At 65.3% G+C, this 15,000-nt stretch carries 9 protein-coding genes and 2 riboswitches; of the genes, 5 read left to right on the top strand and 4 right to left on the bottom strand.

Features of this window, described 5'->3' with window-relative positions:
• Positions 1 to 141 precede the first annotated feature (141 nt).
• Both cobN and cobW read right to left on the bottom strand, forming a co-directional pair.
• Entirely contained in the window at positions 142 to 3,915 is a 3,774-nt protein-coding gene (gene cobN, locus AC07VU_RS11810) for a cobaltochelatase subunit CobN (RefSeq protein WP_495029889.1), read from the bottom strand.
• Between the two features lie 3 nt (positions 3,916 to 3,918).
• Positions 3,919 to 4,986, bottom strand: coding sequence for a cobalamin biosynthesis protein CobW (gene cobW, locus AC07VU_RS11805; RefSeq protein WP_495029888.1), 1,068 nt, complete (start codon positions 4,984 to 4,986; stop codon positions 3,919 to 3,921).
• A gap of 96 nt (positions 4,987 to 5,082) precedes the next feature.
• Positions 5,083 to 5,281, bottom strand: a riboswitch (cobalamin riboswitch).
• A gap of 105 nt (positions 5,282 to 5,386) precedes the next feature.
• Positions 5,387 to 5,608: riboswitch (cobalamin riboswitch) on the top strand.
• Positions 5,609 to 5,706: 98 nt separating this feature from the next.
• On the opposite strand from cobW, the gene AC07VU_RS11800 reads away from it, so the two are divergent.
• The 4 genes from AC07VU_RS11800 to cobM all read left to right on the top strand — a co-directional run bounded on the left by AC07VU_RS11800 (position 5,707) and on the right by cobM (position 7,852).
• Positions 5,707 to 5,895 (top strand): CbtB domain-containing protein, encoded by a 189-nt coding sequence (locus AC07VU_RS11800; protein ID WP_007921866.1) that lies wholly within the window; start codon positions 5,707 to 5,709, stop codon positions 5,893 to 5,895.
• Positions 5,896 to 5,906: 11 nt separating this feature from the next.
• On the top strand, positions 5,907 to 6,614 hold the full coding sequence (locus AC07VU_RS11795) for a CbtA family protein (RefSeq protein WP_495029887.1): 708 nt from the start codon (positions 5,907 to 5,909) through the stop codon (positions 6,612 to 6,614).
• Entirely contained in the window at positions 6,611 to 7,024 is a 414-nt protein-coding gene (locus AC07VU_RS11790; RefSeq protein WP_277589149.1) for a cobalamin biosynthesis protein, read from the top strand. Before AC07VU_RS11795 ends, AC07VU_RS11790 begins: the two co-directional genes overlap by 4 nt.
• Before the next feature lie 81 nt (positions 7,025 to 7,105).
• Positions 7,106 to 7,852 carry a precorrin-4 C(11)-methyltransferase gene (gene cobM, locus AC07VU_RS11785; protein ID WP_457276696.1) on the top strand — a complete coding sequence of 249 codons (747 nt, stop codon included), beginning with the start codon at positions 7,106 to 7,108 and terminating at the stop codon, positions 7,850 to 7,852.
• A gap of 107 nt (positions 7,853 to 7,959) precedes the next feature.
• On the opposite strand, the gene nfuA is transcribed toward cobM, so the two are convergent.
• On the bottom strand, positions 7,960 to 8,544 hold the full coding sequence (nfuA, locus tag AC07VU_RS11780; protein WP_007921862.1) for a Fe-S biogenesis protein NfuA: 585 nt from the start codon (positions 8,542 to 8,544) through the stop codon (positions 7,960 to 7,962).
• A gap of 204 nt (positions 8,545 to 8,748) precedes the next feature.
• Complete coding sequence (locus AC07VU_RS11775; protein ID WP_457276697.1) at positions 8,749 to 11,040, bottom strand: fatty acid cis/trans isomerase; 2,292 nt, start codon at positions 11,038 to 11,040, stop codon at positions 8,749 to 8,751.
• 156 nt (positions 11,041 to 11,196) lie between these two features.
• Between AC07VU_RS11775 and metH the strand changes: the two genes are divergently transcribed.
• On the top strand, positions 11,197 to 14,907 hold the full coding sequence (metH, locus tag AC07VU_RS11770) for a methionine synthase (RefSeq protein ID WP_274303846.1): 3,711 nt from the start codon (positions 11,197 to 11,199) through the stop codon (positions 14,905 to 14,907).
• Positions 14,908 to 15,000 lie beyond the last annotated feature (93 nt).

Below are 15,000 nucleotides of genomic sequence, written 5' to 3'. Positions count from 1 at the left end.
GATGTAGCCGCTGCCGCAGGCTGCGATTGACGACGCAGTCGGCATAAAACAGACGACGCATTGGTATCTGACAGGCCGCGTCGCCTGTCCCAGCGGGCCCTGCGGGCCCGATCGCAGCCTGCGGCAGCGGCTACAGGGACATCAGCCATCTTCTTCGATATCCAGCAGCAGGTTTTCCAGGGCCTCGCGGTACTCGCCGGGCGCCTGCCACATCCCGCGCTGCTGGGCTTCGAGCAGGCGTTCGGTCATGTCGCGCAACGCATGGGGATTGTGCTGCCGGATGAATTCGCGGGTCGCGGGGTCCAGCAGATAGGCGTCGGCCAGCAGGGCGTACTGGTGATCGTCGATCAGTTCGGTGGTGGCGTCGAAGGCGAACAGATTATCCACGGTGGCGGCCATTTCAAAGGCGCCCTTGTAGCCGTGGCGCTTCACCCCTTCGATCCACTTCGGGTTGGCTGCGCGGGAGCGGATCACCCGGTTCAGCTCTTCCTTGAGGCTGCGGATCTTCGGCAGGTCCGGCTGGCTGTGGTCGCCGTGGTAGCTGGCGGCCTTTTCGCCGCTGAGGCTTTCCACCGCCGCGAGCATGCCGCCCTGGAACTGGTAGTAGTCGTTGGAATCCAGCAGGTCGTGCTCGCGGTTGTCCTGGTTCTGCAGCACCGCCTGCACCTGGCTCAGGCGCTGGGCGAACTGGCCACGGGCCGCGGTGCCTTCGTCGGCGCCGCCATAGGCGTAGCCGCCCCAGTTCAGGTAGACCTCGGCCAGGTCCTCGCGGCTCTGCCACAGGCGAGCGTCGATAGCGCCCTGCACGCCCGCGCCATAGGCCCCGGGCTTGGCGCCGAAGATCCGCCAGCCGGCCTGGCGCTGCGCGGCCTCGGCATCGAGACCGGACTGCAGCAGCGCTTCACGCTCGGCGCGGACCTTGGCCGCCAGCGGGTTGAGGTCGTCCGGCTCGTCCAGCGCGGCCACCGCCTGCACCGCGGCGTCGAACAGACGGATCAGGTTGGCGAAGGCATCGCGGAAGAACCCGGACACCCGTAAAGTCACGTCCACCCGTGGGCGGTCCAGCAGGCTCAGCGGCAGGATCTCGAAGTCGTCGACCCGCTGGCTGCCGGTGGCCCACACCGGGCGCACGCCCATCAGCGCCATGGCCTGGGCGATATCGTCGCCGCCGGTGCGCATGGTCGCCGTGCCCCACACCGACAGGCCTAATTGGCGCAGGTGGTCGCCATGGTCCTGCAGGTGCCGTTCGAGGATCAGGCTGGCCGACTGGAAACCGATGCGCCAGGCGGTGGTGGTCGGCAGGTTGCGCACGTCCACCGAGTAGAAATTGCGCCCGGTGGGCAGCACGTCCAGGCGTCCACGACTCGGTGCGCCGCTGGGCCCGGCCGGCACGAAACGCCCGCCCAGGGCATCCAGCAAACCACGCATTTCCGCCGGGCCGCAGGCATCCAGGCGCGGCGCCACTACCTCGCGCAGGCTGTCGATGATCGCCTTGACCTCGCTCCAGCCGGGCTCGTTCAGTTGCTCGACCTCACCGGCCAAGGCCGCTTCTATCAAGCGCCCGGCAAACAGCTCCAGGCGCTCGCGGGTATCGCCGGCAGTGCGCCACAGTTGCTCACTGAGGTCCTGCAAGGCCTGTGGCCGGCGCCCGCTCCAGGGCTCGGCCAGGGCGCAATCCAGCGGATCGAAACCCAGCTCGAAGGCCTTGGCCAGGGCCCGCAACAGGCTCGACTGCGCGCCCCGGCCATCGCCACGGGGAATGCGCAGCAAGGCCAGCAAGGTGTCGATACGCAGGCGGCCCACGGGCGATTCGCCGAACACATGCAGGCCGTCGCGGATCTGCGACTCCTTCAGGTCGCACAGGTAGGTGTCCAGGCGCGGTAGCCACAGCGCCGCGTCGGCCTCGCCGTCGAGCTGTCCGTCCAGTTGCAGTTCGCGGTCGATCCGGGTCACCCGCACCAGCTTGAGAATGTCCTTCTGCAACTCGCGGGCGCGGCGCGGATCGAGCAACTGGGCTTCGTAGTACTCGTCGGCCAGCAGTTCCAGGTCGCGCAGCGGGCCGTAGGTTTCCGCGCGGGTCAGCGGCGGCATCAGGTGGTCGATGATCACCGCCTGGGTCCGGCGCTTGGCCTGGGCGCCCTCGCCCGGGTCATTGACGATGAATGGATAGATATTCGGCAGCGGTCCCAGCAGCACGTCCGGCCAGCAGCTTTCGGACAGGCCGACGCCCTTGCCCGGCAGCCACTCCAGGTTGCCGTGCTTGCCGACGTGGATCAGCCCGTGGGCACCGTAGGTCTGGCGCAGCCAGAAGTAGAACGCCAGGTACCCGTGGGGCGGCACCAGGTCCGGGTCGTGATAGACCGCGCTCGGATCGACCTGATAACCGCGCGCCGGCTGGATGCCGACAAAGGTCAGGCCAAAACGCAGGCCGGCGATCATCAGCCGCCCACCGCGGAACATCGGGTCGTTTTCCGGCCCGCCCCAGCGTTCCGTCACCGCCAGGCGATTGGCTTCGGGCAGCGCGTCGAACATGGCCTGGTACTCCTCCAGCGCCAGGCTTTGCTGGCACGGACGCAGGTCGAGGCTGTCCAGGTCGTTGCTGACGCCGCCGAGCAGTTGCTGGATCAGCGCCGTCCCGCTGTCCGGCAACTCGGCCGGCAGCGGGTAACCCTCGGCTTGCAGGGCACGCAGGATATTCAGCGCCGCCGCCGGCGTGTCCAGGCCCACGCCATTGCCGATGCGGCCGTCGCGGGTCGGGTAGTTGGCGAGGATCAGGGCGATGCGTTTTTCAGCATTCGGCAGCCGGGCCAGATCGACCCAGCGCCGCGCCAGTTCGGCGACAAAGTCCATGCGCTCGGGGGCGGAGCGGTAGCAGACCACGTCCGACTGGCTGCGCTCGCTGCGCCAGGCCAGGTCCTTGAAGCTGATGGGCCGGCTGATGATGCGCCCGTCCAGTTCCGGCAAGGCAATGTGCATCGCCAGGTCCCGCGGCCCCAGGCCCTGCTCGCTGGCGCGCCAGCCGGGTTCGTTGTCCTGGGCACAGATGGCCTGGATCACCGGGATATCGCGGCGGAACGGTCGCAGGTGCGGCGCCTCCGGGCTGGACTGGGCAAAGCCGGTGGTGTTGAGAATCACCCCGGCCTCGACTTCATCCAGCAGGTCCTCGACCACCGCCAGGCAACCGGGCTCTTTCAGGCTGGCCAGGGCAATCGGCAGCGGGTTCAGGCCCGCCGCCAACAATCGCCGGCAGAACTCATCGATAAAGGCAGTGTTGGCCGCCTGCAAATGCGAGCGGTAGAACAGCAGCGCCGCCACCGGCTGGCCGGCCCGCCAGTCGGCGTGCCAGTCGCTGAGGGCGGCGCTGCTTTTGTGCGGGTGGTAGATCGCCGTGCGCGGCAGGGTCTGCGGCTCGGACCAAGGGTAATCGCGCCCCAGCCAGCCACTGGCCAGGCAGCGGTACAGGTTCAGCGCATTGCCCATGCCACCCTGGCGCAGGAAGTGCCAGAGGCGTTCGCGGTCGCCGGCGGGCACCGTGCTCAGGTCGCTCAGTTCCGGGTCCGGACGGTCGTCGCCCGGCACCAGGATCAGCTGCACGCCGCGTTGCGCCAGCTGCACCAGTTGCTCGATGCCATAACGCCAATAGGCGATGCCGCCGTGCAGGGAAAGCAGGATCACCTTGGCGTGGCGCAGCACCTGGTCGACATACAGGTCGACCGAGGCATGGTTCTGCACCTGCATCGGGTTAGCCAGGCGAAAGCTCGGGTAGTCCTCCGGCAATTGCTGCGCCGCCTCGGCCAGCAGCGCCAGGCTGGAGTCGCCGCTGCACAGGATCACCAGCTCGGCGGGGGTCTGTCCAAGGTCGGCAATGTTGTCATCCGACACGAAACCGCCGGGCTGGGTCCTGAGCAGGTGCATGGCTTACACGCTGAGGGCGGCGCGCAATTGCGCTTCGAGCAGGGTCGCGTCCAGTTCCTGGCCGATCAGCACCAGGCGCGTGGTGCGCGCTTCATCGGCGCCCCACTGGCGGTCGAAGTGCTTGTCGAAGCGGGTGCCCACGCCCTGGATCAACAGGCGCATCGGCTTGTTGGGGATCGCCGCGAAGCCCTTGACCCGCAGGATGCCGTGCTGCACCACCAGTTGGGTCAGGGCGTCCAGCAGCAGGCTTTCGTCGGCCTGGGGCAGCTCGATGGAGATCGAATCGAAGGCGTCGTGGTCATGATCATCATGATCGTCGCCATCGTGGTGATGATCGTGATGGCTGTGGCGGCCGTCGATGTGTTCTTCCGAACCGTTGCCCAGGCCCAGCAACACGTCCAGCGGCAGGCGACCGCTGCTGGCTTCAATGACTTTCACCGCCGGCGGCAGCTCCTCGGCCACTTCCAGGCGCACCTTGGCCAGGTCTGCCGGGTTGATCAGGTCGGCCTTGTTGAGGATCACCAGGTCGGCGCTGGACAACTGGTCGGCGAACAGCTCATGCAGCGGCGACTCATGGTCCAGGTTCGGGTCAAGCTTGCGCTGGGCGTCGACCTGGTCCGGGAAGGCGGCGAAGGTGCCGGCGGCCACGGCCGGGCTGTCGACCACAGTGATCACCGCGTCGACGGTGCAGGCGCTGCGGATTTCCGGCCACTGGAATGCCTGGACCAAAGGTTTGGGCAGGGCCAGGCCAGAGGTTTCAATGAGGATATGGTCGAGGTCGCCGCGACGGGCCACCAGTTCGCGCATCACCGGGAAAAACTCTTCCTGCACGGTGCAGCACAGGCAGCCGTTGGCCAGCTCGTAGACGCGACCGCTGGCTTCTTCCTCGGTGCAACCGATGGAACACTGTTTGAGGATCTCGCCGTCGATGCCCAGCTCGCCGAATTCGTTGACGATCACCGCGATGCGTCGGCCCTGGGCGTTGTCCAGCATGTGCCGCAGCAAGGTGGTTTTGCCCGAGCCGAGGAAGCCGGTAACGATGGTGACGGGAAGTTTGGCCAGTGTTTTCATCGGATGCCCTTTGGCAAGGTGGCGGGCATACGGGACGAGAACCGCGCAGGCAACTGCACGGAAGGGTTCGCCACCGGATCACCCCGCCCGGTTGTAGTGAGAATCAGGTCCGAGGCAGGTCTCCTGGCTGACGGCGTGCCGGTCGTTCGACTGGCCAACGATGCGCCTTCCCGCCGCCTGGCAGTGGCCTTGCATCGTTCATCACCGTTTACAGTTGCGGGGGCAGCCGCGGCTTGGACCGCGTTCCCTTCTTAGCTTCGACAGACGCCGAAGAACCTCGAGAGCGCAAGGCTACGCAGAGCTTGGGGGGCGGTCAATGTCCATGCAGCACGAGGACAGGCCAATTGCGATCGAAAACGAGAACCCTTGCCAATTGACGCCCCTCCCTCGCCCATGCTCTCCTACACACCTTGTTACGGGTGCCCTTCACAGGGTGAAACGGGAAACCGGTGCGTCACAGGCCAAAAGCCTTGATCAGTCCGGTGCTGCCCCCGCAACGGTAAGCGAGCGAAGAATCAGATCCACTGTGCCAGCAGTCCGGCATGGGAAGGCGATTCTTGCAGGCGTGGCGCAAGCCCCGCCCCTCGCGAGCCCGGAGACCGGCCCGCTACACAGTCATAACAAACCCGCGGTGGGCGGGCGCTGTTAATTCCCCGCAAGCCCGTCTCGCGGGGTTTTGCTGCGCTCGATTCACCCGCTGACACACCAGAGGGAAGCGCCATGTCGATCATCAGCAGCACCAGCCACTCCAGCAGCAGTACCGCCACCCTGAGCCAACGCCTGGTCGCCGCCATCGGCGCCTCGATTCTCGGTGCGTGCCTTGTGTATTTCGCCGGCTTCTCCCATATCGAAGCGGTGCACAACGCCGCCCACGATACCCGCCACAGCGCCGCCTTCCCTTGCCACTGAGACCTGCCGACATGATCAAGCGTATCGCGCAAACCGCGGGGTTCACCGGGTTGCTGGCGGCCCTGTTGCTGACCCTGCTGCAAAGCTTCTGGGTCGCGCCGCTGATCCTGGAGGCGGAAACCTACGAGAAGGCCCCGGCCGCCCAGCATGAAGAAGCGCATGAGCATGCCGCCGGCACCGCCGCCCACAGCCACGACGCCGAAGCCTGGGAGCCGGAAGACGGCTGGCAGCGCGTGCTGTCCACCACCGGCGGCAACCTGGTGGTCGCCGTGGGGTTCGCCCTGATGCTTGCCGGCCTCTACACCCTGCGCGCGCCGAACCGTACTTCCCAGGGCCTGCTCTGGGGCCTGGCCGGTTATGCGACTTTCTGCCTGGCGCCGACCCTCGGCCTGCCGCCCGAACTGCCGGGCACCGCCGCCGCGGACCTGGCGCAACGGCAGATCTGGTGGGTCGGTACCGCCGCTTCCACCGCGGCCGGCATTGCCCTGATCGTCTTCGCCCGGAACTGGCTGCTGAAAGTGCTGGGCGTGGCCATTCTCGCCGTGCCGCACCTCATCGGCGCGCCGCAGCCGCAAGTGCATTCGATGCTCGCCCCGGAGGAGCTGGAGGCGCAGTTCAAGATCGCTTCGCAGTTGACCAACGCCGCGTTCTGGCTGGCCCTGGGCCTGATCAGCGCCTGGCTGTTCCGCCGCAAGAGCGACGATCAGTACTCGGCATGACGCAGGCCAGCACAGCGCCGACCCTGGTGGTCGGCCTGGGCTGCCAGCGGGGCTGCCCGGTGGAGACCTTGCGCACCCTGCTCGACCAGACCCTGAGCACCCACCGCATCGACCCCGGGCAGATCAAGGCCCTGGCCAGCATCGACCTGAAACGCGAGGAACCCGGGCTGCTGGCCCTGGCCGCGCAACTGGACTTGCCCCTGACCTGTTTCAGCAGTAACCAGCTGACGCCTTATGTGCTGCAACTCAGCCATCGTTCGCAGATCGCCTACGAACGCACCGGCTGTTACGGCGTCGCCGAAAGTGCCGCCCTGGCCCTGGCCGAACAGCTGGCCCGAAGCCCGGCAAAGCTGCTGGTCCCACGGCAGAAATACGCCCAGGCAACCCTCGCCTTGGCCTGCTCCGGGTAAATCTTCGATAATCCCCGCCGCTGATCATGAGCAATCTTCATCTGTGAGGTTGCCTCGCCCCTTTTTTCACAGGAGAACGCCATGACCGTCTTTTTTATCGGCGCAGGTCCCGGCGACCCGGAACTGATCACCGTCAAGGGCCAGCGGCTGATCCACAGCTGCCCGGTCATCATCTATGCCGGCTCCCTGGTGCCCGAAGCAGTGCTCCAGGGGCATAGCGCCGAACAGCTGGTCAACAGCGCCGAGCTGCACCTGGAACAGATCATCGAGCTGATCAAGGACGCCCATGGCAAAGGCCAGGACGTGGCCCGGGTACATTCCGGCGACCCCAGCCTGTACGGCGCCATCGGCGAGCAGATTCGCTGCCTGCGCGAGCTGGGCATCCCCTTCGAGATCATCCCCGGCGTGACGGCCACCGCGGCCTGCGCGGCCTTGCTGGGGGCCGAACTGACTCTGCCGGACGTCGCCCAGAGCGTGATCCTGACCCGTTATGCCGACAAGACCTCGATGCCCGCCGGCGAGGCATTCGCCAGCCTGGCCGCCCACGGCACCACCATGGCGATTCACCTGGGGGTCAACCATCTGGAAAAGATTGTCGCCGAGCTGCTGCCCCACTACGGCGCCGACTGCCCGATTGCCGTGGTGCACCGGGCGACCTGGCCGGACCAGGACTGGGTGCTCGGCACCCTGGCGGACATCGCCGAAAAGGTCCAGGCCAAGGGTTTTCGGCGCACGGCGCTGATCCTGGTGGGCCGGGTGCTGGCCACGGACAGTTTCAGTGAGTCGTCGTTGTATCGCGCGGGGCATGCGCATCTGTATCGGCCCTGAGGGCATCGCGATCCAGGCGACACGGCGCACCTCAAATCACAAGCATCAGGCATAAAAAAACGGCGCTCACGGGGCGCCGTTTTTCATGTTCGCAGCGAACGCCTTACTTAGTAGTAGGCGTTTTCTTTCTGCGTGTGGTCGGTGACGTCACGTACTCCCTTGAGCTCGGGAATGCGCTCGAGCAGGGTGCGCTCGATGCCTTCCTTCAGGGTCACGTCGGCCTGGCCGCAGCCTTGGCAACCACCACCGAACTGCAGCACGGCGATGCCGTCCTCGACCACATCGATCAGGCTGACCTGGCCGCCGTGGCTGGCCAGCCCCGGGTTGATCTCGGTTTGCAGGTAGTAGTTGATGCGCTCGTTGACCGGGCTGTCGGCGTTGACCATCGGCACCTTGGCGTTGGGTGCCTTGATGGTCAGCTGGCCGCCCATGCGGTCGGTGGCGTAGTCGACCACCGCGTCATCGAGGAAACCTTCGCTGAAGGCGTCGATGTAGGCGGTGAAGCTCTTCAGCCCCAGGGCTTTGTCTTCGGGTTTTTCTTCACCCGGCTTGCAATAGGCAATGCAGGTCTCGGCGTACTGAGTCCCTGGCTGGGTGATAAAGATGCGGATGCCAATGCCCGGGGTGTTCTGCTTGGAGAGCAGATCAGCCAGATAATCGTGGGCGGCGTCGGTAATGGTAATAGCGGTCATGGAAATTCCTCGCAGGCGTGGGCGCAGTTTACGCCAATCGGCGTGCCGGACAAAGTCCTAGTATTTTTGTCGGGATAGACCTTGGTCGATAGGCCCGCGCTACGTGGTCGACGCAACGCCTGGGATTTTTTACAAGGCTTTTTCCGGGATGGGCCGGGCCGCAACCTGAGGGCTGCGGCCCGGAAGTTCAAGGGCCTGGTGCCTTCAGAGGTTCTCGTAGCGGTTCATGTCCAGTACGCCCGCCTCTTTCGGATCGGTCTCGAGGATGTACTGGGTCTGGTCATGGAAGTACTGCCAGAACTGCGGATGGCTGCGACGGATCCCCCAGCGCTCGACGATTTTCTCGAAACGGTGGGCGTCCTTGGCGTTTTCCATCTCGGCCACAAACTCCGGCACCTGCCCGGCGGGAATGTTGAACATGAAGTTCGGGTAGCTGCTGAGCACGCCCGGATAGATGGTCAGGGTGTCCAGGCCCGGCTGGTAACGCAGCGACTCGCCCAGCAGGAACGCCACATTACTGTGGGCGCGGTTGCGCAGCATGCTGTAGAACACCCGCTTGCCGCTCGGCGCCTGGATGCGCAGCATGGTGGCCTCCGGCAACAGGTCGATGACCCGCATGCCGGCCGCCGGCCGCGAAACCAGGCCGCTGAGGGCCTGTTCGGCATTCTGCAGCGCCGGGTCGATATTCGGCCGCGAGCAGTAGGCGCCGTCACAGCGGTTGATCGGATCGGGCCGCGCATTGAGGTCGCCGTAACGGTTCAACAACTGGTTGGCGAAGTCGCGTTTCGGGTCCTTTTCGTCCAGCACCAGGGCGCTGGCCTTGTCGTCGTCGATGGACTCGTAGTCCAGCCACATCTTGAACTTGCCGCTGTTCTGGTACCAATCGTCGAGGAAGTCCTCGCGGGTGCCGGCGGGCATCAGGCGCAGGAAATTCTGCTCGGCGCCGTTGCGGATCAGGTCGAAGTACAGCCGGGTCTGCGCCTGGTGCGAGACATTGCCGAACACATCGAAGTTGACCGCTAACTGGTAATAGGTGCGCTCCAGCAGCGGGTAGTCGAACAGCCACATCGTCTGCGGCACCTCGCCGATCAGGCCCTTGGTCACCGAGGCGCTGTCGAAGTGACGGAAGATGCTCAGCAACGCGTTGTCGTTGCCTGCCCACAGGGTCGACCAGTTGGGCGGCGGCGCATCGGCGTAGGAATCGCGACGCAGTACCTCGTATTCGTTGCGCTTGTCGCGGTAGGCCAACCACAGGCTCAGCACGCTGCCGACGTCGTCGTTCTGCCCGGGCATGGCCAGCAGCGGCGTGGCCTGGCCGCGGTAGGCCGGGTCGGTGATATAGAGGTCGTGTTCCGGGGCCTGGAACAGCGCCCAGAAGTTGTCGCGGATCACGTCGGTGGCGATCTGCCCTCGACACACCGGGCCGCGGATAAAGGTGCGCACGAAGTACTCGGCGTTATCCAGCATGAACTGGTAGCGGGCCTTGGCCGGAATCGCCTCGAAGGTTTCGAACGGGTTGGCGCGGCGGCCCGGGCCATAACCCGGCAGCGCAGTGACCTGATAGTCGCCGCTGTAGAACAGGGTCTTGATCCGCGCCATCTTCGCCGCGCTCAGCGGGTAGGTGATGTGGGTCTTGTGCACGATCACCCCCTGCACCGGCCATAGGCGGTAATACACCTGGGTGCCCGGGTCGTCGTTGGGCCGGCGGGTGTTGATCAGGTCGATCGGCTGGCCGCTCGGCGTGCGCGAACGTACCCACTGGAAGAAATGCCCCGGCTCGCCGCCCTCGAAGTAGATATGGGCGAGGAACCAGTGCTCGAACAGCCAGCGGGCCACCAGGCTTTCCCGGGCGCCCGGGGCATTGAGCAGGTTTTCCCACTGCAGCACCTGCATCGCTTCCCTGGCGCTCGGCGCCAGGCCCTGCTCATCGATTGGCGCACCGGAAGCCAGCCAGCGTTGCAGGGTCTGGTATTGCTGATCGGTCAGGCCGGTCACCGCCAGCGGCATGCCTTCGCGCGGATGGGCCCGGGCATAACCGTCGAATTCGGCCGGTTGCGCGCACATGTTCTCGCGGTTCAGGCCCAGGACGATGTTGTCCGGCAGCTTGGCGTTGGGTTGCAACGGCGTCTTGTGGCCCAGTTCCAGCATGCGCGCCATCAGCGCCGCCTGGCTGCCCTGGGCGTCGAGCACCGAGTAGAAGCCCATGCCCTGCCAGGCGTGCTTGCCAGAAGCGTCGTAGAACAAGCGGGTCGGCGTCTGCGCCTTGCTGCGCTCGCCGTCGTACACCGGGATCTTCGAGGCGCCGCGGGCCGCGCCCTCGCCGCTGCCCAGGTTGAGCTGGCACGCCGAGTCGTAGCAGGCGTGGCAGGCCACGCACTTCTCGGTGAAGATCGGCTGGATATCGCGGGTGTAGGAGATCGCTGGCGCGGGACCCTGGGCGCTGGCGAGCGAACTTAAAAGCAGCAGCACACTGCCGATGACAACGCGGTAAGACATATCCCTGGTCCAATCCATAAGAAAATCCAGCGATTCTACCGGGCCAGCACGGCCACCAACATGAGCGATATTCATGCAAAAGCGCCGCATGCTCTAAAAGCGCACAGGTTTGCTATGATCCTCGCCCTTCGTAATGGCCCTTCCAGGTAGTCTTTCATGTCCGATCGCAGCACGCGCCTCCAAGCCCTTCAGCAAGCCCTCAAAGAGCGCATCCTGATTCTCGACGGCGGCATGGGCACCATGATCCAGAGCTACAAGCTCGAGGAGCAGGACTACCGTGGCAAACGCTTCGCCGACTGGCCGAGCGACGTCAAGGGCAACAACGACCTGCTGGTGCTGACCCGTCCGGACGTGATCGGCGGCATCGAGAAAGCCTACCTGGATGCCGGCGCCGACATCCTCGAGACCAACACCTTCAACGCCACGCAGATTTCCATGGCCGACTACGGCATGGAAGCGCTGGTCTACGAGCTCAACGTCGAAGGCGCGCGCCTGGCGCGCAAGGTGGCCGACGCCAAGACCCTGGAGACCCCGGACAAGCCGCGCTTCGTCGCCGGCGTACTGGGCCCGACCAGCCGCACCTGCTCGCTGTCGCCGGACGTCAACAACCCAGGCTACCGCAACGTCACCTTCGACGAACTGGTGGAGAACTACACCGAGGCCACCAAGGGCCTGATCGAGGGCGGCGCCGACCTGATCCTGATCGAGACCATCTTCGACACCCTCAACGCCAAGGCGGCGATCTTCGCCGTGCAGGGCGTGTTCGAAGAGCTGGGCCTCGAACTGCCGATCATGATCTCCGGCACCATCACCGACGCCTCGGGCCGCACCCTGTCCGGGCAGACCACCGAAGCCTTCTGGAACTCGGTCGCCCACGCCAGGCCAATCTCCGTCGGCCTCAACTGCGCCCTCGGCGCCAGCGAACTACGCCCTTACCTGGAAGAGCTGTCGAACAAGGCCAGCACCCATGTCTCCGCACACCCCAACGCCGGCCTGCCCAACGAATTCGGCGAGTACGACGAACTGCCGGCGCAAACCGCCAAGGTCATCGAAGAGTTCGCCCAGAGCGGTTTCCTGAACATCGTCGGCGGCTGCTGCGGCACCACCCCGGGGCACATCGAGGCCATCGCCAAGGCTGTCGCCGGCTATGCCCCGCGGCAGATCCCGGACATTCCCAAGGCCTGCCGCCTATCGGGCCTGGAGCCGTTCACCATCGATCGCCAGTCGTTGTTCGTCAACGTCGGCGAACGCACCAACATCACCGGTTCCGCCAAGTTCGCCCGCCTGATCCGTGAAGAGAACTACACCGAAGCCCTGGAAGTCGCCCTGCAGCAGGTCGAGGCCGGCGCCCAGGTGATCGACATCAACATGGACGAAGGCATGCTGGACTCGAAGAAGGCCATGGTGACCTTCCTCAACCTGATCGCCGGCGAGCCGGACATCTCGCGCGTGCCGATCATGATCGACTCCTCCAAGTGGGAAGTGATCGAAGCCGGCCTCAAGTGCATCCAGGGCAAGGGCATCGTCAACTCCATCAGCATGAAGGAAGGCGTCGAGCAGTTCATTCATCACGCCAAGCTGTGCAAGCGCTACGGCGCCGCCGTGGTGGTGATGGCCTTCGACGAAGCCGGCCAGGCCGACACCGAGGCGCGCAAGAAGGAAATCTGCAAGCGTTCCTACGACATCCTGGTCAACGACGTCGGCTTCCCGCCGGAAGACATCATCTTCGACCCGAACATCTTCGCCGTGGCCACCGGTATCGAGGAGCACAACAACTACGCGGTGGACTTCATCAACGCCTGCGCCTACATCCGCGACGAGCTGCCCTATGCGCTGAGCTCCGGCGGCGTGTCCAACGTGTCGTTCTCCTTCCGCGGCAACAACCCGGTGCGCGAGGCGATCCACTCGGTGTTCCTGCTGTATGCGATCCGCAACGGCCTGACCATGGGTATCGTCAACGCCGGCCAGCTGGAGATCTACGACCAGATCCCGCAGGAGCTGCGCGACGCCGTCGAGGACGTGATCCTTAACCGCACCCCGGAAGGCACCGATGCCCTCCTCGCCATCGCCGACAAGTACAAGGGCGACGGCAGCGTCAAGGAAGCCGAGACCGAAGAATGGCGCAACTGGGACGTCAACAAGCGCCTGGAGCACGCCCTGGTCAAGGGCATCACCACCCATATCGTCGAAGACACCGAAGAGTCGCGGCTGTCCTTCGCCCGCCCGATCGAAGTGATCGAAGGCCCGCTGATGGCTGGCATGAACATCGTCGGCGACCTGTTCGGCGCCGGCAAAATGTTCCTGCCCCAGGTGGTCAAGTCCGCCCGGGTGATGAAGCAGGCCGTGGCCCACCTGATCCCGTTCATCGAGCTGGAAAAAGGCGACAAGCCGCAAGCCAAGGGCAAGATCCTCATGGCCACGGTGAAAGGCGACGTGCACGACATCGGCAAGAACATCGTCGGCGTGGTCCTGGGCTGTAACGGCTACGACATCGTCGACCTCGGTGTGATGGTGCCGGCGGAGAAAATCCTGCAGGTGGCCAAGGAACAGAAGTGCGACATCATCGGCCTGTCCGGCCTGATCACCCCGTCGCTGGACGAAATGGTCCACGTCGCCCGGGAAATGCAGCGCCAGGACTTCCACCTGCCGCTGATGATCGGTGGCGCCACCACCTCCAAGGCGCACACGGCGGTGAAGATTGAGCCCAAGTACAGCAATGACGCGGTGGTCTACGTCACCGACGCCTCGCGCGCCGTGGGCGTGGCCACCCAGCTGCTGTCCAAGGAGCTCAAGGCCGGTTTCGTCGAGCGCACCCGCGAAGAGTACGTGGAAGTCCGCGAGCGTACCGCCAACCGCAGCGCCCGCACCGAGCGCCTGAGCTACCCGGCGGCCGTGGCCAAGAAGCCGCAGTTCGACTGGAGCAGCTACCAGCCGACCGTGCCGACCTTCACCGGCGCCAAGGTGCTGGACAATATCGACCTGCGGGTCCTGGCCGAATACATCGACTGGACGCCGTTCTTCATCTCCTGGGACCTGGCCGGCAAGTTCCCGCGCATCCTCGAGGACGAAGTGGTGGGTGAAGCCGCCACCGCGTTGTACAAGGACGCCCGGGAAATGCTCGACAAGCTGATCGACGAGAAGCTGATCAGCGCCCGCGCGGTGTTCGGCTTCTGGCCGGCCAACCAGGTGCAGGACGACGACCTGGAAGTCTATGGCGACGACGGCAAGCCCTTGGCCAGGCTGCACCACCTGCGCCAGCAGATCATCAAGACCGACGGCAAGCCGAACTTCTCCCTGGCCGACTTCGTCGCACCCAAGGACAGCGGCGTGACCGACTACGTCGGTGGTTTCATCACCACCGCCGGCATCGGCGCCGAAGAAGTGGCCAAGGCCTATCAGGACAAGGGCGACGACTACAACTCGATCATGGTCAAGGCCCTGGCCGACCGCCTGGCCGAGGCCTGCGCCGAGTGGCTGCACCAGCAAGTGCGTAAAGACTACTGGGGCTATGCCAAGGACGAAGAGTTGGACAACGAAGCGCTGATCAAGGAGCAGTACAGCGGTATCCGCCCTGCCCCGGGTTATCCGGCCTGCCCGGACCACACCGAGAAGAGCACTCTGTTCGCCCTGCTCGATCCCGAGGCATCCGAAGGCAAGGCCGGGCGCAGCGGCGTGTTCCTCACCGAACACTTCGCCATGTTCCCGGCGGCGGCGGTCAGCGGCTGGTACTTCGCCCATCCGCAGGCGCAGTACTTCGCCGTGGGCAAGATCGACAAGGACCAGGTCAGCAGCTACAGCGCGCGCAAAGGCCAGGACCTGGCCGTGACCGAGCGCTGGCTGGCACCGAACCTGGGCTACGACAACTAAAAGCCCAGCTCGCTTCACTTGCGGGAGCCGCCAGTCGGCGCTCCCGCAAGCTGGAACAAGCGGTATTGTCTATGCTTTCCCCACACCCACTTG

Source organism: Pseudomonas sp. GW821-FHT02B10 (assembly GCF_059421865.1).
Note: the sequence above shows the minus strand (reverse complement) of the source record. Positions and strands in the feature narration are given on the sequence as shown.